Annotated in this window: 20 protein-coding genes; 12 read left to right on the forward strand and 8 right to left on the reverse strand. The window is 52.6% G+C overall.

Features of this window, described 5'->3' with window-relative positions; genetic code table 11:
• Nucleotides 1-51: 51 nt before the first annotated feature.
• On the forward strand, nt 52-1,098 hold the full coding sequence (locus TREPR_RS05125; protein WP_015707235.1) for a uroporphyrinogen decarboxylase family protein: 1,047 nt from the start codon (nt 52-54) through the stop codon (nt 1,096-1,098).
• A gap of 49 nt (nt 1,099-1,147) precedes the next feature.
• Nucleotides 1,148-2,524 (forward strand): MATE family efflux transporter, encoded by a 1,377-nt coding sequence (locus TREPR_RS05130; protein ID WP_041611027.1) that lies wholly within the window; start codon nt 1,148-1,150, stop codon nt 2,522-2,524.
• A gap of 7 nt (nt 2,525-2,531) precedes the next feature.
• Here the strand turns inward: TREPR_RS05130 and lptB are convergent, their stop codons facing one another.
• The 4 genes from lptB to TREPR_RS05150 are packed head-to-tail and all read right to left on the reverse strand — an operon-like array spanning nt 2,532 to nt 6,339.
• Nucleotides 2,532-3,287, reverse strand: a complete 756-nt coding sequence (gene lptB, locus TREPR_RS05135; RefSeq protein WP_015707238.1) for an LPS export ABC transporter ATP-binding protein — start codon at nt 3,285-3,287, stop codon at nt 2,532-2,534.
• A 3-nt stretch (nt 3,288-3,290) separates the two neighbouring features.
• Nucleotides 3,291-3,959 (reverse strand): OstA-like protein, encoded by a 669-nt coding sequence (locus TREPR_RS05140; RefSeq protein WP_015707239.1) that lies wholly within the window; start codon nt 3,957-3,959, stop codon nt 3,291-3,293.
• Nucleotides 3,950-4,687 (reverse strand): LPS export ABC transporter periplasmic protein LptC, encoded by a 738-nt coding sequence (gene lptC, locus TREPR_RS05145; RefSeq protein WP_015707240.1) that lies wholly within the window; start codon nt 4,685-4,687, stop codon nt 3,950-3,952. Before lptC ends, TREPR_RS05140 begins: the two co-directional genes overlap by 10 nt.
• Nucleotides 4,688-4,710: 23 nt before the next feature.
• Nucleotides 4,711-6,339, reverse strand: a complete 1,629-nt coding sequence (locus TREPR_RS05150; protein WP_015707241.1) for a CTP synthase — start codon at nt 6,337-6,339, stop codon at nt 4,711-4,713.
• Nucleotides 6,340-6,509: 170 nt separating this feature from the next.
• On the opposite strand from TREPR_RS05150, the gene TREPR_RS05155 reads away from it, so the two are divergent.
• The 3 genes from TREPR_RS05155 (at nt 6,510) to TREPR_RS05165 (ending at nt 9,336) form a co-directional block, all read left to right on the forward strand.
• Nucleotides 6,510-7,331 (forward strand): CheR family methyltransferase, encoded by an 822-nt coding sequence (locus TREPR_RS05155; RefSeq protein ID WP_015707242.1) that lies wholly within the window; start codon nt 6,510-6,512, stop codon nt 7,329-7,331.
• A gap of 76 nt (nt 7,332-7,407) precedes the next feature.
• Nucleotides 7,408-8,517: a chemotaxis-specific protein-glutamate methyltransferase CheB gene (gene cheB / locus TREPR_RS05160; RefSeq protein ID WP_052299785.1), complete on the forward strand. Its 1,110-nt coding sequence runs from the start codon at nt 7,408-7,410 to the stop codon at nt 8,515-8,517.
• 75 nt (nt 8,518-8,592) lie between these two features.
• A complete protein-coding gene (locus tag TREPR_RS05165; protein ID WP_015707244.1) occupies nt 8,593-9,336 on the forward strand; it encodes a class I SAM-dependent methyltransferase in 744 nt (247 codons plus the stop codon).
• Between the two features lie 42 nt (nt 9,337-9,378).
• Here TREPR_RS05165 and TREPR_RS05170 read toward each other — a convergent pair whose 3' ends face one another.
• From TREPR_RS05170 to TREPR_RS05185, 4 genes are all read right to left on the reverse strand, one after another.
• Nucleotides 9,379-10,323, reverse strand: coding sequence for a PSP1 domain-containing protein (locus tag TREPR_RS05170; protein ID WP_015707245.1), 945 nt, complete (start codon nt 10,321-10,323; stop codon nt 9,379-9,381).
• A 64-nt stretch (nt 10,324-10,387) separates the two neighbouring features.
• Nucleotides 10,388-10,942: a YaaR family protein gene (locus tag TREPR_RS05175; protein ID WP_015707246.1), complete on the reverse strand. Its 555-nt coding sequence runs from the start codon at nt 10,940-10,942 to the stop codon at nt 10,388-10,390.
• A complete protein-coding gene (locus tag TREPR_RS05180; RefSeq protein ID WP_015707247.1) occupies nt 10,935-11,393 on the reverse strand; it encodes a bactofilin family protein in 459 nt (152 codons plus the stop codon). Before TREPR_RS05180 ends, TREPR_RS05175 begins: the two co-directional genes overlap by 8 nt.
• Nucleotides 11,394-11,423: 30 nt before the next feature.
• Complete coding sequence (locus TREPR_RS05185; RefSeq protein ID WP_015707248.1) at nt 11,424-12,464, reverse strand: M23 family metallopeptidase; 1,041 nt, start codon at nt 12,462-12,464, stop codon at nt 11,424-11,426.
• A 253-nt stretch (nt 12,465-12,717) separates the two neighbouring features.
• Between TREPR_RS05185 and TREPR_RS05190 the strand changes: the two genes are divergently transcribed.
• The 7 genes from TREPR_RS05190 to TREPR_RS05220 all read left to right on the forward strand — a co-directional run bounded on the left by TREPR_RS05190 (nt 12,718) and on the right by TREPR_RS05220 (nt 21,962).
• A complete protein-coding gene (locus TREPR_RS05190) occupies nt 12,718-13,668 on the forward strand; it encodes a sugar ABC transporter substrate-binding protein (RefSeq protein ID WP_015707249.1) in 951 nt (316 codons plus the stop codon).
• Entirely contained in the window at nt 13,665-15,206 is a 1,542-nt protein-coding gene (locus TREPR_RS05195) for a sensor histidine kinase (RefSeq protein ID WP_015707250.1), read from the forward strand. Before TREPR_RS05190 ends, TREPR_RS05195 begins: the two co-directional genes overlap by 4 nt.
• Complete coding sequence (locus TREPR_RS05200; protein WP_015707251.1) at nt 15,199-16,698, forward strand: response regulator transcription factor; 1,500 nt, start codon at nt 15,199-15,201, stop codon at nt 16,696-16,698. The genes TREPR_RS05195 and TREPR_RS05200 overlap by 8 nt, the downstream gene beginning before the upstream one ends.
• Nucleotides 16,679-17,797, forward strand: coding sequence for a substrate-binding domain-containing protein (locus TREPR_RS05205; protein WP_015707252.1), 1,119 nt, complete (start codon nt 16,679-16,681; stop codon nt 17,795-17,797). Before TREPR_RS05200 ends, TREPR_RS05205 begins: the two co-directional genes overlap by 20 nt.
• 148 nt (nt 17,798-17,945) lie before the next feature.
• On the forward strand, nt 17,946-19,094 hold the full coding sequence (locus tag TREPR_RS05210; RefSeq protein WP_015707254.1) for a sugar ABC transporter substrate-binding protein: 1,149 nt from the start codon (nt 17,946-17,948) through the stop codon (nt 19,092-19,094).
• 106 nt (nt 19,095-19,200) lie between these two features.
• Nucleotides 19,201-20,727 carry a sugar ABC transporter ATP-binding protein gene (locus TREPR_RS05215; RefSeq protein ID WP_015707255.1) on the forward strand — a complete coding sequence of 509 codons (1,527 nt, stop codon included), beginning with the start codon at nt 19,201-19,203 and terminating at the stop codon, nt 20,725-20,727.
• 41 nt (nt 20,728-20,768) lie between these two features.
• The gene (locus tag TREPR_RS05220; protein ID WP_015707256.1) at nt 20,769-21,962 is read left to right on the forward strand and encodes an ABC transporter permease subunit; all 1,194 of its coding nucleotides are present in this window, start codon (nt 20,769-20,771) and stop codon (nt 21,960-21,962) included.
• Nucleotides 21,963-21,998 lie beyond the last annotated feature (36 nt).

A 21,998-nucleotide genomic window follows, 5' to 3' on the forward strand; every position in this document is an offset into this window, starting at 1 on the left:
TATAAAGCATATAAATACTGTATGACTAGTATAATAAAGGGAGTTTAAAAAATGACCAGTAAACAACGGATCAAGGCGCTTTTGGAGAATAAGTCCATAGATCGAAGCCCGGTAGCGGGATGGTTTCATATGCCTCTTTTGGATCGGAATGTGACCGATTTTACCCAGGCCCTGATCAGTACCCGGGATTATTACGGCTGGGATTTTATCAAGGTAATGACCAACGGCCATTTTATGACCGAGGCCTATGGAGGGGAGATTGAATTTTCCCAAAATCCCCTGAATTGGTATGGGACGGTTATACGCTACCCCGTCCGGGACCCTCATGATGCCGCCAAACTTCCTGTGCTGAATGCAAAAACTAATCCCCTGTTTAAACGGGAAGTGGCCATTGTAAAAAATCTGGTGAAGCATTACAAAAAAGAGGTGCCCATCATTGCCACCATTTTTAATGCCCTGACCTCCTTCCAGGAACTAAATGCCAGCCTCAACCCCCTGTTTACCCAGGTTATGATCCGCCATCATAAGGAAGAGCTCCATAAAGCCCTTCGCTCAATACAGCAAACCAACAAGAATTATTTGGATGCCCTCATCGCCGAAGGAATAGACGGTATCTTTCTGGTGAATCAGTATGCAGCCAAACATATTATTACGAGCAAAGAATATGATGAATTTGTCACCCCCTATGATAATGAGCTTTTGGAGTACATCAAGGGTAAGACCTGGTTTAACATGGCCCATATCCATGGAGAAAAAAACCTATGGGTTGATAAATATGTGGACACCCTCTATCATGCCCTGAACTGGGAGAATACTCCCAAGGGGATAAGCCCAGGGGCGGTGAGCAGTATTACTAAGGTGGCGAAGCAATTCCCCGGAAAGGTCCTGATTACCGGTCTGGATCAGAATCATGACTTTGTCAGTGAAACCAATGACCGGGAAGAGGTAAAGCGGGTATTAAAAAAACGCTATTTAAGAGCCAAAAAAGAGCTGGGTAGTAACCGGTTTATCTTTGGCCCGGGCTGCACCTTGCCGCTTTCGGTACCCAACTATCTTTTTACCCTCATCAGGGAAGTGGCGGAAGAAGAAGGGAACTAGCACTCATATAGCTTGATCAATATTTTTAATTTTAATATTGTTATTATTTATGGTCAAAATTGAAAACAATCTATCCAAGGGAAACGTGCTTACCAAACTGGTACTTTTTGCGCTTCCTTTTTTGGCGTCCAACCTGGTCCAGTCCTTCTACAATGTGGCGGATATGCTCATCGTGGGGAATTTTAGCGGGACCGCAAGCATGTCCGGTGTTAATATCGGGGGACAGATAACCTTTATTTTGACCAATGTGGTTATCGGGCTCTGTATGGGGGCCACGGTGCTTATCGGCCAGTATGTGGGGGCCGGGAACCGGGTCGGCCTGGAGCGGGTTACTGCCACCATCATCACCATGCTCATCGGGACCGCCCTGGCGATCACCGTGGTGATGCTGTTTTTTAAGGGACCGGTGCTGCGGCTCATCCGGACTCCGGCGGAATCATTTGCTGAAAGCGACCGGTACCTTACGGTGACTCTTATCGGGGCTGTATTCATCTTCGGGTACAATGCCTTGAGCGCCATACTCCGGGGCATGGGCAATTCCAAACAACCCTTCTATTTTGTGTCCATTGCCTGCGTTACCAATGTGGTTTTGGACTTGGTTTTTGTGGCGGCTTTTCATTGGGATGCCTTTGGCGCTGCCCTGGCTACGGTGATCTCCCAAGCCCTGAGTATGTTCCTCTGTATCATTTATATGGTACGGAACAATTTTCAGTTTGACTTCAAGCTCCGGTCTTTTAAGATTTACAAGGATCAGTTGGCCCTGATTTTTAAGATAGGCCTGCCTACCTGCTTACAAAATGCGGTTACCAGCCTTTCCTTCCTGTTTCTTACAGCAATAGTGAATATAGTGGGCGGGGTCACCGCTTCTGCGGCGGTGGGAGCGGTGGGCAAATTCAACAGCTTTGCCTTTATGCCCACCATGGCCATGAGCGCCTCGATTTCTGCCATGACCGCCCAGAATATCGGGGCCGGCAAAATGGAAAGGGCAATTCAGACCTGCAAGATCGGGACAATTTTTTCGGTCTGTGTTACCTGGACCTTTTTTGTTCTGGTTCAATTATTCCCCTCAGTCATCCTGAACGCCTTTGGCAGCGATCCGGAGATGATCCAGGACGGGATTAGCTACCTCCGCATCTTTAGCTTTGATTTTCTGTTTATCCCCTTTATTTTTTGCATTAATGGGTTTCTTATTGGCGGCGGCCATACCATATTTACTCTGTTCAGCAGTATGCTTTCAGCGATACTGCTCCGGGTGCCTGTTTGCTACATCTTTGGTGTGGTCATCGGCTGGGGTCTTCAGGGTGTCGCCCTGGGCGGTCCTGCCGCCGCCGTTGGAGCTTTGGTTGTAACGATCATCTACCTGGCAACCGGCAAGTGGAGAAAAATTGTGATCAGAGCCGGTAGGCCGGTTGCTGAGGAAAGCTGAGTCGGCCTCACATCCTGAATTCGCTGCCCAGGTACACTTCCCGCACCATTTCGTTTGCCAGGATCAGATCCCGGTCTCCCTGGGCGACTATGGTGCCGTCGGCGATGATGAAGGCTTCGGTGGTTATCTCCAGGGTGTCCCGGACATTGTGGTCTGTGATGAGTATCCCTATGCCCTTTTCCGCCAGCCGGCGGATAATTTGCTTGATCTCATAAACCGCGATGGGGTCGATACCCGCAAAGGGTTCGTCCAGCAGGAGGAACTTCGGCTCCGTGGCCAAGGCCCGGGCGATCTCGGTACGCCGCCGTTCGCCCCCTGAGAGGGTGTAGCCGTACTGGGTGCGGATGCGGCCTATGCCGAATTCATCCAGCAGGGCTTCAAGGCGATCCTTTTGGGCTGCTTTGTCAATATCCCTGCGGCTTTCCAGGATAGCCCGTATATTCTGTTCCACCGTAAGTTTGCGGAAAATCGAGGCTTCCTGGGGAAGGTAAGCAACTCCCATCCGGGCCCGGCGAAACATGGGTTTTAATGTGATATCATCCCCGTTCAGGGCCACTGTTCCCATGCTGGGTTTGTAGAAGCCCACAATCATGTAGAATATCGTTGTTTTCCCCGCGCCATTGGGGCCCAGGAGCCCCGCCACTTCTCCGTTCTTCATGGTAAAATCAACGCCTCGGACCACCTCCTTGGCGCCGAAACGCTTGTGAAGGTTCGTTACCGTTAAAATGTGGTTTGTTATGGTGTTGGAGTCAAGCTCGTCCACGGGCTATTCCTCTTCTTTTGTTTCTTCTGTCACTTCTTCTGTTGCTTCTTCTTTCGCTTTCTCTTTGATAGAGCCGGAAACTGAGCCCTCCATGGTAACATCATCCGTATCAAGGTCTACCCTGATCCGGTCGGCCCTGAATTCATCGTTAGTTTTATAGACCACCGGAAACCCCGACAGATCCAGCAGTTTTGCCTGACGGCGGTACACGGCGTATTCGGAACGGCACACCATATCATCCTTGAAGAGCCGAACCGAGATTTGGAATACCGTTATTTCGGCCTGATCGTCATATTCAATAAAACGGCCCTTGGCGACGATTTCGTTTTCCCGGTCCTCCAGGGTGGAATTCCCCTCCAGCCGGGCTATTTTGAGTTTTCGGTCATAGCGTAGGCGGTCGGTCTGGAAGAGTATGTTTTTATCCTCCTCCAGCCCCCAGACTTCGCCGAAGCAGTCGATAAACTGATTATCTTCCCCCTGAAGCTCTATCCGGTTAGCCCTGAGCAGCAGCTTATCGGACCGCACCTCGGCATTCCCGGTAAGCATGGTGATTTCTTTCCCCGACGCCCGACCCCCGGTCATGTGATCCGCCCTGAAAGTAAAGGTATCTGCATTGACAGAAAAGCTAAGGGCCAACAGTAAAAGTGTCAGGGGAAGGGTTTTTATGACCATAGGGCCGGTTCCATGGGCTCATACCCATCCGCATCCGGGCTTTGTTCCGGATTAATGAAAGGTTCCCCGTTTTCGGGGTAGCTGCCCGGTTCGGCCACTTCTTCGGAGGATTCCTCCCCGGAAGAATCCTCCTCATCCTTATCAACAAAAGTTCCATCTACGCCGCCGGAAAAGGCCCAGGTTCTGCTCCGGGCATCGGCGAAAAAACCCTTGCCTGAAAAAAGGGTCCCGTCGGAACGCTGGATGCCCACGGTATCCTCTTCGCCCCCGGTAAGCAGCCTCGGTTCGTCCTCCCAGGAAAGGTTATCTGTTTCTATGGTTATATCTTCCGACTCAACGGCGATAATAATACTTTTTTCCAGCAATATATTTCCTGACTCCAGTTCCACCAGGGCATTCCCCGCCCGGCCTGAGGCATTTACATCATCACCGTGATTGTAAAACTGTTCAAAGGAAAAATTCCGGAGTTCCATGGTCTGCCGTTTTTCATACCGTTCCGCCAGCTGGGCCCGGAAACGCACCACCGGGTCCCCATCCCGCATCCGGACATACTCCACCTCTCCCATAATAATGTCCGGCTGGTCTTCATTTTCAGATTCCATGTCACCGTAATCAAAGGAGCAGCTGCCCAGCAAAACTAAGGCTATACCAATGAGGAATGAGAAATGAGAAATGAGGAATTTGTGTTTTGTCGCCACTCTTTTTTTGCCTGGTTTCGTATCTTTCATTCCTAACTTCTGCTTCCTAATTTCTAATTCCCTTTCGTTTTTTTGACCGCAGCGATGAAGTCCCGGAACAGGGGGCTGGCTGCGGTGGGTTTGGACTTAAATTCCGGGTGGAATTGTACCCCCAGGCCCCAGGGGTGATCCGACCATTCTACGGCTTCCACCAAACTTTTATCCTCCGTAAAGCCTGTAAGCTGAAGCCCTGCATCGGTCATTTCCTTGCGGAAGGTATTGGCAAATTCGTAACGGTGCCGGTGGCGCTCGGAAACGGTCTTTTCTTTATAGGCCGCGAAAAACAGGGAGTTTGGTTCCGCCAGGGATATCCATTTTCCCAGCCGCATGGTGCCGCCGTAGTTCTTCACATCCACCTGATCCTCCAGGAGGCTTACCACCGGGTGCTTGGTGTCCTGGTTAAATTCCGTAGAATCCGCGTCCTCCCAGCCCAGCACATTCCGGGCCCAGTCTATCACCATGATCTGCATCCCCAAACAAATGCCGAAGTAGGGGAGCTTGTTTTTCCGGGCCCATGCCGAAGCCTTAACCATGCCGTTGATGCCCCGCTGGCCAAAGCCTCCGGGCACCAGGATACCATCCACCCCCCCATCCGCAGCGGAAGCCCCCAGGACAGCATCGGCATCCTCGGTTTCTTCCAGTCGGGAGGAGTCGATCTTTACCAACTCCACTTCCACCCGGTTTTCCAGCCCCGCATGGAACAGGGCTTCAAACACCGACTTATAGGAGTCGTGAAGGTCCATATACTTACCCACGATGCCGATTCGGACCTTGCCGCTCAGGCTGTTAAAACGCTCCATCATGGAGTACCAGGGTTTGAGGTTGGCGTGCCTGCTCTCTACCCCCAACTTTTTCAATACCACCTGATCCAGTTTCTGATCGAAAAAAACCAGGGGTACCTCATAAATTGTAGTGTCCACATTGTAGGAAGTAAAGACCGCCTCGCTTTCCACATTGGTAAAAAGGGCTATCTTCCGTCGGGTTGCCTCTTCCAGCATTACCGGGGCCCGGCAAATCAGCACATCCGGCTGAATTCCCTGTTCCTGCATAGCCTTCACCGAGTGTTGGGTGGGTTTGGTCTTTAACTCACCCTCGCCGACCTCCGGGATCAGGGTCAGGTGGGCTGAAAGGACGTTTTCCCGGCCCAATTCATGAATAAGTTGCCGGGCTGCTTCCAGAAAGGGGATGGATTCAATATCCCCCACGGTCCCACCGATTTCCACGATCACCACATCAGTATCGGCGTCTTCCTTGGAAACCGCCAAAATCCGATTTTTAATTTCGTCGGTTATGTGGGGGATCACCTGGACACAACGCCCCAGGTACCGGCCCTCCCGTTCCTTACGGATCACGGTTTCGTAAACCTGGCCGGTGGTGATGGAATTGGCCCGGGAAAGGGGCCCGGAGGTAAACCGGGCGTAATTTCCCAGATCCAGGTCCGTTTCCCCCCCATCGTCGGTTACATAGACCTCCCCATGCTGGTAGGGGCTCATGGTCCCAGCATCCACGTTAATATAGGGATCGCACTTGACCATCCGGACATTAAACCCCCGTCCTTCAAGCAAGGCTCCCAGGGAGGAGGCCGCGACCCCCTTACCAAGGCTTGAACACACGCCCCCGGTGACAAAAATAAACTTATTCATGTAAACCAATTATCCCGATGCGGGGGGGCTTAGTCAACGTACTGACAAATTCCCGGTTTGCTCAAAGGGGGTTCCGCCCGGTCACTACCCCAGCAGTAAAAGCCCACATTTTACTAATATTATAAAATTGATAATTGACACTATCTAGCGCAGTCCTTACTATAAAGGGTATGGCAGATGAAATAGTTTTGACCGATGCTGATTTTGAGCAGTACCGAAACCTCATTTACAATGAAAGCGGTATCAATTTTACCAAGACCAATCGCTCCATTCTGGAGGGCAGGCTCAAGGAGCGGCTTCGGGGTAAGACGGGGATCACCTTGGGTTCCTATTTTACTACCATCTCCAAAGATAAAGAGGAGCTCAAGGGCTTTCTTGATTCGGTTACCACCAATCTGACCCGGTTTTTTCGTAATCAGGCCCAATTTGACGCTCTGGAACACCATGTTATCCCGGAATTGATGAAGATTAAGAAGCCTACAGGCAATACTACCATCAAAATCTGGAGTGCCGGCTGTTCCACCGGGGAGGAACCCTATACTATCGCCATGCTTTTGACCGAAATTCTGCCCCCGCCCTGGAAATTTGAGATCGTGGCCAGTGATATCAGCCTGAAATGCCTTATGACCGGCAAGGAGGGCTTCTACGCCGATGGTCGTATGGACGGTATCCCGGATAATTACCTGAAAAAGTACTTCGACAAGGTAACCGGAGGCTATAAGGTTAAGCCCGAGCTGATGGCTAAGATACGTTTTGATTACCATAACCTTAAAAACGATTCGGGGCAGCGCAATCTGGACATCGTATTCTGTCGGAATGTGATCATCTATTTTGATGAACAAACCCAGCTCGGGGTGGTTAACCGTTTCTGGGATTCCATGGCGTCCAAGGCCTTTCTTTTTATCGGCCATTCTGAATCCCTCTTCGGGATGAATACCAAATTCGAATTTGTTAAAACCGAGTGGGCAACCTTGTACCGGAAATTTATATAGGGCAGAGAAAAATAGTAAAAGGAGAACGATTGTGGCTGAGGATGTTGCGGTATTAATTGTTGACGATTCGGCGCTGATGCGTAATCTCATAGGCAGGATGATAGAAGCCACCCCTGGGTTGGTGATTGCTGAAAAGGCCATGAACGGACGTTTCGCCCTGGATAAGATACCCCGGGTCAACCCGGATATTATCGTCCTGGACCTGGAAATGCCGGAAATGAACGGCATTGAATTCCTTAAGGAACGAAAAAAACAGGGGATCACCATCCCGGTGGTGATCCTTTCTTCCATTGCCGCCAAAGGCGCGGAGATCACCTTTGAAGCCCTTTCTCTGGGGGCCAGCGACTTTATTCAGAAACCCTCAGGTTCGGTGTCCGAGGACATCCACACCGTAAAGGATACCCTGGTGGGCATGCTCTTAGGCTATGGCGGTCAGTACCGCCGGAGTCAGGGCCGCAAGGTAGTCCCCTCCATTGATTTTACCGCCAAGACCATTACCCCCATTGCACACGGAACCGAGCCGGCGAAAAGTTCCACGGTCAGTCAGATCCTGGGTAGCCCAGCCACCGGGCCGGCCAAGCCGCTGGTAGCGGTACGCAAGCCCGCTAAGACCGAAATTATTGCCATCGGTATCTCCACCGGCGGACCTGACGCCCTGCGGGTGGTGTTTGCCAACCTGGATAAGGACCTGAAGGTGCCCATCGTGGTGGTTCAGCATATGCCCCAGGGCTTTACTAACGAATTTGCCAAAAGCCTGGACCGGCTCTGCCCCTTGGATGTGAAGGAAGCCGAAGAAGGGGACGCTATACAGCCCGGGCGCATCCTCATTGCCCAGGGGAATAAGCACCTGGAAGTGGAGCGGAGGGGCGGGGGAGTTGTAGCCCACCTTTCCGATGCGCCCCAGGTGAGCGGTCACCGGCCTTCGGCGGATGTGCTCTTCGCCTCGGTGGCTCTTGTGTATACCAACCATGCCCTGGGGGTGATCATGACCGGTATGGGCCGGGACGGCGCCCAACAGCTGGGGACCATTTTCAAGGAAGGGGGCATGACCCTGGGCCAGGATGAGGCGTCCGCCGTGGTTTACGGTATGCCCCGGGTAGCCCATGAACTGGGCCATGTGCAGGAGCAGGTTTCCCTGGAGAAAATGGCCCGCCGAATCTGCGATGTGGCCAAGGCGGTGCGGTAAAGGTTTTTTCAGGTAAGAAAAATTTTAAAAATTACCGGGGATTAGCGGATATTCGCCGGATCTTGTAAAAAAAATATGAAAAATAGGTATGAAGATTTACTGGAATATTACGATGAGTTGTTTCCGGTTGAAAAGAAGCGCATGGAATTTATTGAATTCCTGACAAAAAACCTGGATCCCTCCAGGCCTTTTCGGGTTCTGGATATAGGCTGCGCCACCGGGACCACCGCCCTGTACCTGGCCCGGCAGGGCATGGATCTGGTGGGCATTGATGTCAATGAGACCATGATCCAAAGCGCCAACCGTCGTAACCGGGAACCCAAAAGCAACGCCCGTTTTTTTTGCATGGATATGCGCGCCTGCCGCTCCTATTTCCCCGCAGCAAGCTTTGACATGATTCTCTGCCTGGGAAACAGTCTGGCCTGCCTCAACAGTAAAGGTGAAATTGATTCCCTGTTCCGCCAAGTCCGGGAACTTTTGGTGCAGGACGGGGTTTTTGTGTTTGAGCTTTTGAATTACGACCGTATTGTGGTGGGAAAAAGCGGCGAAATACCCCCCAAAGAAACGGTGCGGGTGAATCTTACCCAGCGTTATAATACCATCCCGGACGGCCATATACGACTCAGCACTGCGGTCCTTTCCCTTAACGGCTACCCGGTCTTCTCCGAAGACACCCTGCTCTACCCGGTGGGTTCCCGGGAATTAAGCTCCCTGCTCCGGAATGCCCCGCTCAGTGGAGAACCTTTTTACCGGGACTTTGACAAAAACCCCCTGAGCCGGGAGGCGGTTACCCTGGTGGGGACTGCCAGGAAGGATTAACTCCCCGGGCTTTAGCCCATTGGACTTTAGTCCGCCGGGCTTTTAGCCCGCCTTCACCTGCCACTTGCCCTCGATTTTTTCGAACCGGGCGGCGGGTAGGGTGACCTGGCGGCTGTCTTCGGCGCTGAGTTTTACGGTACCTACCACCACATTGACCTCCACCACTTTCCAGATAGCATCGTCATAGCTGATCTTGCAGCCCTCAGGGGGGATGAGCCGGCGCTGTTCGTTGTAAAAATTGTGCTCGTAGGCCAGGCAACAGAGGAGACGGCCGCAGGGGCCGGAAATTTTCATGGAGTTCAGGGAGAGGTTCTGGTCCTTGGCCATTTTTATAGAGACCGGCTTGAGTTTGTCCGAAACCGCGTGGCAGCAGTAGGCCCGGCCACAGACACCCAGGCCGCCCACTACCCGGGATTCGTCCCGGACCCCGATCTGGCGCAGCTCAATACGGGTCTTGAAGATACTTACCAGGTCCTTTACCAGTTCACGGAAGTCCACCCGGTTTTCTGCGGTAAAGAAAAAGAGGATCTTTGGTTCCTCCAGTAGGTAATGGACCGAAACCAGCTTCATTTCCAAACGGTGGGTCTCGATTTTTTCCTTACAGATCCGGAAGGCGTCTTTTTCCTGTTTCCGGTTATATTGGGATTTTTCCAGGTCATCCTTGGAGGCGGGCCGTTCTATCCGGGATATTTCGCCTAAGCCCGGAGAATTCCGGTGCTGTATGGGGCCGATTATCTGGGCCAGATCCCGTCCGTACCGGGTGGGAACCATGACCCAGCTTCCGGCGCCCAGTTCTTCCCCTTTATAGGCGGCGAGAAAGGTTTCATTGGAGTAGGAAAGCCGGAGCCGGTAAACCGGGGTGTCCGGGGCCAGGGGGTCATCCACGGCTACAACGATAACATCGGTTTCTTCCCCCAGGGAGTCAGAATTATCCTCTAGGGCGGAAATATCCTCATCCCCGTCCATATCTTCATATTCATCAGACATAATGGTTTCCTTTTTTGGCGAAAGCAGGATCGCCGAGGTCGCGTTACAATAAAAACATAGGTCTTTATTGTACTAAATCTACAAGCAGGCCGGTGATTTCATCAAGCCGGGCCAACAGTCCAAGCTGGTCAACCTGGCCCGCAAGTATTCCCGCAGCCAGTTGTTCCAGTTTTTCATCCACCACCCGGATCACGTGATGCCGTTTTGCCTCTTTTGATTCCGAGGTTCCACGCTCACCCTTAAACCCGGGTTTTAAGTAATTGGGGATGCCGATCTGGGCTTCAATATCGTAGCCATTTGCCACCACATAGCGGAGGAAACGGCGGACCGCCCGTTTGTACTGTGCTATCTCCTCACCCAGGGGCCGCAGCCGCAGATCGTCACCGGCGCTGTGGACCCCGTCAAGGAGTTCCTGGAGGACCTCTTCCGAGGGGGCAAGGCTGTCCAGGGCGGCCGAGGCTTCAAGGTCCTCAGCTTCCCGGGTTTCGGTTCCCTCCAGGAGACGGGAGAAGGCACTCTTTTTTGTGCCTTTTATTGCCTTGTCCCCGGGTTTCCGGGTCTGGGCGTAGGCTGCGGGGTTAAAAAGCGGGATGTTGCTGGGGAGCTCTATTTTATCCATTCGATCCCCCGGAGCGGGAAGCCTTTTTTGAATGGGAGAAAGCCGAAAGGGCGGATTTGACCCCCTGGGCGTCCCGGTGCTCCGCAACGGCCCGATCCCAGGCTTCATCGCTTTGGCAGACCGTTACCTTGCCGTGGATAAGGCAGCCCTCGTCAGCCTGGATGCGCCGGGTGATAATGTCACCCAGGACCAGGGCGGTATTGAGGATGATGATTCGCTCGTCGGCCAGGATGTTTCCATAAACAACCCCCCCTATGGTTACCGTGGTGCCCGTGATATTGCCCTTCATCCGTGCCCGTTCCCCCACCACGACCCGGCCCCGGGCGGTCAAATTGCCCTGTATGCTGCCGTCCACCCGGGTAAAGCCCCCGGACTCAATATCGCCGTTAATCGAAGCGCCGGGACCTAAGATGGTATTAATGGAAAAATCTTCGTATCTGTCGTTGGACATTCACCCTCCCGCCTTCGGCTGCCTGAGGGTTTACCGTTGGTTTTTTGCGATGCTGGAACGGATATTAAGGTACTTGAAGGGGTCTACCACGTCGGAGCCGATATGAACCTCGTAATGCAGGTGGGGTCCTGTGGAAAGGCCGGTGTTCCCGATATAGCCTATGGTTTCCCCCTGCTGTACCCGCTGCCCAGTGGTTACCCGGAACTGCTGCATATGGCCGTAGCGGGTGTAGAACCCATGCTTGTGCTTGATGATCACATAGTTCCCGAAGCCCGTGGCGTCGTAGTCCACGGTTACCACCTGCCCGTCCGCGGCAGCCACAATGGCATCCCCCTGGCGGTAGGTGGACATATCAATGCCCTTATGAATGTAATATTGGCCGGTAAAGGGGTTTTCATTCTGTCCAAAGAACATGGAAATATGGCCTATGCCGCCTTTGATAGGCCAGATGCTGGGAATTTCCGTGAGCAGGGCACTCTGGGAATCCAGGAGGGTGCCGATTTCCTTGACCGGCTCCACCGCTGAGGCCAGGTATTCAGAAAGCCGCCGCACATCGTCCACTTCCTGGAGGGTCCCTTCGGCGGTTTCTTTGATATCGAAGAATGAGGAAAGGTCCCCGGAAAGGGAGGGATTGGAAGCCCTATTTGCAGGAGTATCCACCCCCAGGGCGGAAAGGGTGCTGGAAAGTGCCACTTCGAAGCCCCGGGCAGTGCGCAGGAGCCGGGAGGTTTCGTCCCGTAACTGGTCCAGGCTGGCCTGGGCGTTCTTGAGCCGCCCATCCTTGTCCGCCAATACACCCCTGGTATTGCTGTAGGAAGCGCCGTACCAGAAGAAAGCCCCGACTATACCTGCCAGGACCAGGGCCATACAGGCCATGGACAGCACGGTTACATGGAGATTGTAGACTTTTTTCTCAGAATGGGGGACTAAGACGATGGTATACCGGCGGGTTAGCTCCTGAAAGATGACTTTGAAAAAGGAAGCTATCCCTTTGACAAGTATAAGGGCAAGGTTTTTTACCTTAAAGACCAGACTGTTTTCAAACCGTTTATACTCGTGAACCGATGCCACTCTATACCTCTATGTAATTATCGGGTTATATCCCTTTTTTCATTGTACGAAAAAGCACTGTTTTCTGTCAAATTATAAAAATTTCGTTCTCCATATTGTACTCCAAATACTTTCTTTTGTCAAATGGGGTTTCTTTTTAATTTTTTCCATATTCCTTTCCTTTTTTGACAAAAAATCTATAAAAGAGTATACTATCAGTAAATTTATCTCGGGGAAACGAAATTTTCAATAAAAAATGAAATATTTTTTAAGAATGGGCATAGCTTTATTTGGCTTATTGTCCCTGGCGGCCTTTCTCGTTTCCCTTTTCCTGGCCCGGGATATGACCAGTTCCGCAGGAAACCTCACCGGAAGCTCCGGGGCCCTCCCTTCCCCTCTGAATTACCACTTTGCCCTTTATTTGCCGGATAACCGGAATTCCTTCTTCACCGGGATTATCCGGGGGGCGGAACAGGCTGCGGCGGAGCTGAATTTAGCGGTTTCCATCCATTCTATTGACCCGGCCAAAAATGAGCTGGAAATGGCTTCCTATACCGGGATAGACGGGGCTGTGGTTTGCCCCTACCTGGACGACGCTCTGGCCCGGCGCCAGCTGGATAAGCTGGGGGCGCAGCAGATTCCGGTGGTGATCATCAACCACAATGTGCCCAACGATCAGCCCTGGCCCTTTATCGGGTCCAACAACTTCGAGGTAGGCCGCAGGGTAGGCCTTTCTGTGGGCGCCATCAACGAAGGGCCCATACGGCTGGCCCTGGTGTACAGCGACAAGGCGCCGGGCATATACGGGGAGCGGGAACTGATGGAGATGGGGATATCCGCCGCCTTGGGGCAAAGGCTGGCCGCCCCTATCCTGGGGCTGCGGACCAACCTGAATCCCCTGGATGCGGAGGAACTCCTGTACCGGCTTTTCAGGACCAGGCAGGACATCAATACCATCATCTTTACGGACCCGAACGATACCCTGGCGGCGGTCCAAACCTTGATCGACATGAACCTGGTGGGTCAGGTCCAGATCATCGGTTTTGGTGATGATCCGGGGATACTGGAAAATATCCGCAAAGGCCTCATCGCCTGTAGTGTCCTGACCAATCCTGAACGGATAGGCTACGAATCCATACGGTCCCTGTGGTCCCTGCGGAACACAGGCTATACCCCCACCTCCATTGATACGGGGATAGGGATCATAGATCGGAGCAGCCTGTGAAATCCCCCCTTGGAAGGATACGGGGTTCCATCCGCCTGCAAATGCTCTTCAGCGGGGTGGGGGTCTTTTTGATCCTGGTTCTTTCCACCGCCTATATTCTCTTTTCCTCCATAAGACTCCAGGCGGTGTCGGCCCGCAGCTTTGAGAAGGAGCGGTTTATCAAGTCCATCCAGGAGGGGCTTGAGGCTTTTCAGGAACCCCTGCTCAACTATCTTTCTACCCGTTCCTCCAACGCCCTCTCCCGGATTCTCATTGATACCCAGGCCCTGCGGTGGAAGCTGCCCACCTATATGCCCATAACGGTGAACCAGTCCGAATTGAAGGAACGGGAGCTTTATTCCCTGATCCATTCCTATCTGAATCTGGCGGACCAGGCCATGGAGGAAAAGCGGGGACGGAATGTATCCGCCTATACCCGGATCTACGATGAGATGGAGGGGCTCCTGGGCTACATCAATAACGAGATAGACCACATCAGCACCGAACGGTTCAGGAGCCAGTTGGATGCCTATGGGATTTTTATCGCCGATGCCTGGGCGGTTCAGTTCTGGAATTTTTTGTTCATCATTTTTATTTCCATCTTCGCAATCCTCATGCTTTTCAGTTCCATCAGACGTATCACCAGCCCCCTGGTCAGACTTTCCGCCATGGCGGTGGAGATCTCCGCGGGGAATTTTGGGGTTAACGATATTGAGCCCAGTTCTGTTGAGGAAATGGATCAGCTGGTCCGGGCTTTTAACCGGATGAAGCACGATATCAGCCAATATGTTGAGGCCATACGCCGTCAGGAAAACATCAGGCAGGAATATATGCAGGAGCGCTTGCGGAATATGAATATGGAAGGCCTGGTGCGGCACATGGAGATCTACGCCCTCCAGGCCCAGATGAATCCCCACTTCCTGTTCAATACCCTGAACACGGGGATGCAGCTTGCCATTGTGGAGGGGGCGGACCGGACTGGGGAATACATGGAGTACCTGGCCCGGCTCTTCCGGCATATTATCAGAAACAAAGAAATTATTGTTCCCCTGCGCCATGAAATTGAAGGGATGAATTACTATTTCTACCTGTTAAGGGTACGGTTCCCCAAGAGCCTCGATCTTGCCATGGACTGCGACGAGGCCCTGCTGGACAGATACAAGGTGCCGGTTTCTATACTCCAGCCCCTGGTGGAAAACTGTGTGGTCCACGCCTTTAAGAACGTTCCGGCCTATCCTGAGGAAAGTTCCGCCCGGGCTTCCCACATCAGGGTTAGTGCGGCTCTGGAAGGGGAACGGCTGGTGTTACAAGTGGTGGACAATGGCAGCGGCATGACCGGGGAAACCCGGGAAAAGCTGCTCCATCCCCAGTCCATAGCCCAGTCCTCTCTGTCCAGGGTTATGGGGCTGGAAAACGTGATCCAGCGGCTGTACTTTTTCTACCCCGATGATCCTGAAGTGGTGGATATCAAGAGCGGCGAGGGCGGGGAAGGGACCGCCATCATTATCCGTATCAATACCCTGAGGGAACCCTCGTATCCCGGAGGAAGCCGTGTATAGAGTTCTGATTGTGGACGATGAGGAGCCGGTCCTGGACAGTTACGAATTTATGCTGAAGGGCACCGGCGATTTTGCCCTGGCGGGAAAGGCGCGTACGGGCTTTGAAGCCCTGAAACTGATCTACGAGCTGGAACCGGATCTGGTGTTTATGGATATCAACATCCCCGGCCTGGATGGGCTGGAGGTGATCACCGAGGTCCGCAAAAAATTTGTCCCCATGGTTTTTATCCTTTCCACCGCCTATGAGCGTTTCGATCTTGCCCAGCGGGCCATACCCCTGGGGGTGTTTGCCTACTTGGTTAAACCGGTTTCAAAGAAAACTTTTTTAGGCGCCCTGGATGAGGTCCGCGCTGCCCTGAAAAACCGGGTGCCCGATCAGGCCCCCCAAACCGAAGATGAGGCGGCCCGGCAGTTTCTGCAGAAAACCATCTGGAAGGAGATTTCCGCCGAAGACTGGGAAGGGTACCGGGAACGGTTCAGCCTGCCCTCGGACAAAGGGATAGTGTTTATGGCGGAACTGGATCAGGATACGGAAATCTGGTGCGGAAAAATTGCCGAACAGCTTTCCTACCGCCATCGTTGCCGCTGGGATGTGATACTGAACCGGGGATTTTTTCTTGTTTTTGAGGAACTGCCCCGGGATACCCTGGAGGGCCGGCTTCTGGGTATATTCAGGGAAATTAAGCTGCCCCCTGGAATCTGCTGCTACGGCATAGGGGAACCCCGTCCGGGGCCGGAACTGTACCAGTCCTGCAACGGCGCATTGAGGGAACTGCAAAACAAACTGAACTCTACGGATATGAAGCAGAGGGAACGGCAAAAAATAGTACAGCTGCGGCATAAGATCGGGATTGCCGGGGCGGAGGAGGTAAAAAAGCTCTTCAAGTCCCTCTGGGAGGAGGTGTTTTCCTCAGGCGATTTTACCCTGGCAAAGATGAAGATGTGCGCACTTTTTCTGTTCCTGATAGACGACTGTACCGGATCCTACGGCGCCCATTCTGAGCTGGAACCCCCCTTTTACCCTGCCGAGGAGATACTGGCCCTGGAGGATATGGCGGAATGGGAACTCTGGGCGGATGACGCCTTCGGGAAGCTTCTGTTCCAGGCCACCCTGCACAGATCGGGCAACTTTCCCCTGCCCCTGGGCAAGGCCATTGAGTACATCCACGGGCATTTTGCGGAGGGGCTCCAGCTCAGTGCTGCGGCGGAGGCAGCCCAGGTTTCCTCAGCCTATTTAAGTCGCCTCTTTTCGGAACACCTGAAAACAAACTTTGTGGATTACCTGACCGAGCTGCGGATAGAACAGGCGGAGAAGCTTATCCTGGAGGGGAGGATGAATATCAAGGAAGTGGCCTTTGCGGTGGGGTACCAGGACCCGAATTATTTCAGCAAGATATTCAGGAAAACCACCGGAGTGCTGCCCACGGTGTATGCTGCCCAGGGCAGGGTATCTTCAGCGCAGGAGGGTGGATATGAAACGGATAAACTTTAGCTGGTTGATAGTAGTAGTGTTGGTGTTTTCCGGCTGTTCCCGGGGGAAGACTGCGGCCTCTCCGGCGCCGGTACAGGGTGCGGCAGTATCTTCGGAGATCCCCAGTGTTGCAGTGCCGGAGCCGGACGGGACCAAGCGGGTGACCATAGGGTTTTCGGTAGCCACGGCGACCTTTATTGTTGAACGGTGGAACAAGGATGTGAAGGTCTTTTCCGGGGCGGCCCAGGAACTGGGGGCGGATGTGCTGGTTCAGCTTTCCGCCGGGGGGACCAGGGAGCAGATTGCCCAGATAAACTATATGGCCAATCAGAAGATAGATATTCTGGTGGTGATCGCCAATAATACTGAGATGATGACCGGGGTAATCAAACAGGTCCGGGATGCAGGTATACCCGTGATAGCCTATGACCGGATGATCATGGGGGTGCCCATTGATGCGTATATTTCTTTTGATAACCGGGAGGTGGGCCGTAAGTTCGGGCAGGCCCTGACCGATGCGGTTCCCCGGGGGAAGTATTTGGTGGTTAACGGCTCTCTGGCGGATTCCAACAGTTACGAAGTAAATGTCGGGCTTCATGAAATACTGGACCCCCCCATTGCCGCAGGGGACATAGAGCTTGTACAGGAAATCTGGCTTGAGGAGTGGAGTTTTGACGAGGCCCTGGAAAAGGTAGGCGCCATATTTGAAGAGCGTTCGGACTTTGACGCCATCTCCTGTGGCAATGATCAGATAGCCGGCGCGGTGATCCAGCTTTTATCCGAGCGGCGCCTTGCCGGAAAGGTGATGGTGGTAGGCCAGGATGCGGAACTGATCAGCTGCCAATATGTGGTGGAGGGGCTTCAGCTCATGACCGTGTATAAGCCCATAGGAAAACTCGCTGTCCGGGCAGCCCAACTGGCCATGTCCATCGTGGAGAAGCACCCCATTCCCCCGGCTACCATGCTGGACAACCAGAGCGGGACCATGGTTCCGGGGTATATAGAAATGCCTGTAGCGGTGGATAAAACCAATATGGATGTGGTCATCCGGGACGGTTTTCACTCCCAGGAGGATATTTACCGGAATGTTATGGAGTCCCACGAATGGGGAAAATATTGACATTAAAATATTCCTTCTAAAAGGGGGCACATTTTTGGAAAAGGGGAATATTCTTCTTTTTTGTCAAAAGATTACGGTATCCAATAGACATGTTTCCGATCCAAAATAGATCAAGTTTATAATTCATTATTCATTATGGAGGAAAAAAATGAAGAAAATTAGTTTAGTCTTAGTGATCCTTCTGGCCTTTGGCGCCATGGCATTTGCCGGTGGCGGACAGCAGGGCGGCGGAACCGGCGGAGCCAGTGCTGCACCCCTTATTGGTATAGCAATGCCCGAAACCACGGTTCTGCGCTGGGTAAAAGACGGCGCCAGCCTTAAAGCGGAGGCGGAAAAACTCGGCTACCGCGCGGAACTCCAGAACGGCAACGGCGATCAGGTTCAGCAGAACCAGCAGATCGGTAATCTCCTGACCCAGGGCGCCAAGCTCCTGGTGGTCGGTCAGTTGAATGACGGCGTCGCCTCTGCGATTTCCGATGCGGCCCGGGACAAAGTTGCGGTCATCGCCTATGACCGTATCATCCAGAATTCAGCGGACTACGATTACTACATCACCTTTAACAACTTCAAGGTCGGCCAGCTTCAGGGCCAGGGCCTGGTAAAGGCTATGAACCTCGACGCCGCCACCACCGCGGCCCCCAAGTACATCACCTACTTTGCCGGTTCCCCCACTGACGGAAACGCCTTCTTCTTCTTTGACGGCGCCACCAGCGTTCTCAATCCCTATATTGAGAAGGGCGTACTCAAGGTAGTGGGCCCGGCGCCCAAGGATTCCAAGGACACCGCCAATTTCCAGCGTATAGCCACTGAAGGCTGGCTGCCCAATATCGCCAAAAACAGGATGGAAAACCTCCTCACCGGGGATGCCCGCAGCGTAACCCTTGATGCGGTTCTTGCCCCCAACGACACCCTGGCCCGGGCCATCATCGAAGCCTGCCTTGCGGATGCCAAATATGCCCAGAAGCTGCCCGTGGTATCAGGGCAGGACGCCGAAGCCGCTTCCCTGGCCATGATCAAGAACGGCCAGCAGGCCATGACCGTGTTCAAGGATACGGGCAAACTGGCTGAAGCCGCCATCATCCTTGCGGACCAGATCCTCAAGGGCGTGGCGAATCCCGTGGTTCCCGGGGCGGTCCTGGCTTCCAGCATCGGCCTTGAGAGCATCGGCGATACGGGGAAGAAAGTGGTAAAAGCCTATCTTCTCGATCCCATTAATATCACCAAGGACAATTGGAGAGAACCCATCACCGCAGGATTCATCAGTGCTGATGAAGTTGCAGCCAACGGTTTGCAATAAGCGTGTGAAATCGCTGTTTTGTTAGAGCGTTTTTGAATATAGGGCCGGCTATGAAGGTACACTTCATGTCCGGCCTTGTATCTTTTCTATTGATAAAGGAAACGCCATGGACGAGTATATTCTTGAAGTACAAAACCTGACTAAGGAATTTCCCGGGGTCCGCGCCCTGGACCGGGTGAATTTCAGGGTTAAGAAGGGCGAAATCCATTCCCTCTGCGGGGAAAACGGCGCCGGCAAATCAACCCTGATGAGCGTAATCAGCGGGGTGTATCCCAAGAGCAGCTACGATGGGACGGTCCTGTACAAGGGCCATGAAACCGGTTACCACAGTGTAAAGGATAGCGAAAAAGAAGGACTTGCCATTATCCATCAGGAGTTGGCCCTGAGTCCCTATTTATCAATTTACGAAAATATATTCTTGGGACACATGAAAACCCGGCTTGGGATTATTAACTGGAATTTTTATATAAAGGAATCGCAAAAGTACCTGGACCGGGTAGGCTTGAAAGAAAGCCCCTATACTACGGTCAGCAAGCTGGGGGTGGGAAAACAGCAGCTTGTGGAAATTGCCCGGGCCCTTTCCAAAGAAGTGGACCTTCTCATCCTTGATGAGCCCACCTCTTCCCTGAATGATGAAGAAAGCAACCATCTGTTAAACCTCATCCTTGAATTTAAGCGCCAGGGCATTACGGCGATTATGATTTCCCATAAACTTAATGAGGTGCTCAAGATTGCGGACAGTATTACTATTTTTCGTGACGGCAAGACTATTTCCACCTACGATGTCAAGGCGGATAAGGTCACAGAAGAAATGATCATCAAGGATATGGTGGGGCGGGATTTAACCCATCGTTTTCCGGGTAGGAAATCAAACCCCGGGGAAACGGTCATGGAAGTCAAAAACTGGTCGGTTTATCATCCTGACTATCACAATATGAAAGTTGTGGACAACGCTTCATTCTACCTGCGGAAGGGGGAGATCCTCGCCTTCTGCGGGCCTATGGGGGCAGGGCGCACCGAATTGATGATGAGCATCTACGGTAAATCCTACGGTTCCCGCAGCGAAGGGGAACTCTCTCTCCACGGAAAAAAGATTGAGCCCCGTTCCGCAAAAGCCGCCCTGGAAGCGGGGATCGGGTATGTTTCGGAGGACAGGAAAAATCTGGGGCTGATCCTGATCCAAACTATAAAGAACAATATTTCTGCTTCTTCCCTGGCAAAAAAATTCTCCCGGTTCGGTCTGGTGCAGGCGGCAAAGGAAATCGCGGAAGCTGAAAAATACCGGAATGAACTGCGGATCAAGACCCCTTCGATAGATCAGCTTACCCGGAACCTTTCGGGTGGTAATCAGCAGAAGGTGGTGGTAGGCCGCATCCTGCTGGCGGACCCGGAGATCTTTATTGTTGACGAACCCACCAGGGGTATAGACGTCGGCGCAAAAACTGAGATATATGAAATCATAAACGATTTGGCGGCCCAGGGGAAAAGCGTGATCATGATCAGCTCGGAACTTCCCGAAGCCCTGGGCATGGCGGACCGGATCTATGTTATGAATGAAGGTAAAATTAAGGGCGTGCTGAGCCACGATGAGGCGACTCAAGAAAAGATAATGCACATGGCCCTGGTAGGGTAGTTCCCTTCCGATTTACGGAAAAAAATAGAGGAGTAGTGATTATGAGCGATACAGTGGAAAAAAAGCCCAGTATTGGCAGTTTGCTTATGGGCAGCTTAAAGGGCTATTCAATGTTCTTTGTCCTGGTATTGATAATGATTGCCTTTGCCTATCTTACCGGGGGCACCAATTTTTCATCCCGCAACTTTACTAATATCCTCATTCAGTACAGCTATGTACTGATCCTTGCGGTAGGAATGGTGATGGTAATCATCGTGCTGGGCATAGACCTTTCGGTTGGATCGGTCTGCGCCTTTGTGGGGTCCATCAGCGCCATGACCTACAATACCGGCATAGGCATGGCTCCCACCCTGCTCATTGCCCTGGCCATAGGGGTTTTGGTGGGCGCCTTTTACGGGTTCTGGATAGCCTACATGAACGTGCCGGCCTTCATTGCGACTCTGGCGGGGATGCTCCTGTTTCGGGGCTTAAGCTATATTGTTACGAGCCTTAACCCCATACAGCTCCGTGACAACGGCTACAAGCAGATGGCTTCAGGGTTTTTTCCCAATATATGGATTGATGAAGCCCAAAGCTTTGACATCCTTCCCCTCATTGTTGGAACAATTGTAGCACTGCTATTCGTTGTTTTTGATGTTATTACCCGGATTAACCGGAAAAAGAACAAGTTTGCTGTTTCCCCTGTTTGGGCCTTTGTTTTAAAGCTAATCATCATCAGCGCATTGATACTCGCCCTGAGTCAGCGCTTTGCAACCTACCGGGGCCTGCCGATAGTGGTGGCGGTTCTAGCCATCACGATTTTTATCTTTCAGTTTATGATGAACAACACGATTCTGGGGCGCTACATTTATGCAGTAGGCGGGAACGCCAGATCAGCAAAACTGTCGGGGATAAACTCGGAACTGGTTGTTTTCCTTGTATTCTGTCTGATGGGCCTCCTCACAGGCCTTGCTGCGGTTATCCACACCGGTTACATGAACTCGGCGCTGCCTGCTGCCGGCATGGGCTTTGAGATGGACGCCATCGCCTCCTGTTACATAGGCGGGGTTTCCGCAGCCGGCGGTATAGGCACCGTAGGCGGCGTTGTTATCGGCGCCTTTATTATGTGCGCCATCAACAACGGCATGTCCCTGATGAACCTGGGTGCCGCATGGCAGCAGGTGGTCCGGGCAATAATACTGCTCCTGGCAGTATTCTACGACGTGTATACCCGGCGCAAAGCGGGCTTGGGCTGATATGTCCGTATATAAGCCTTTATTGAGCCCCACGCC

Source organism: Treponema primitia ZAS-2 (assembly GCF_000214375.1).
Taxonomy (GTDB): domain Bacteria; phylum Spirochaetota; class Spirochaetia; order Treponematales; family Breznakiellaceae; genus Termitinema; species Termitinema primitia.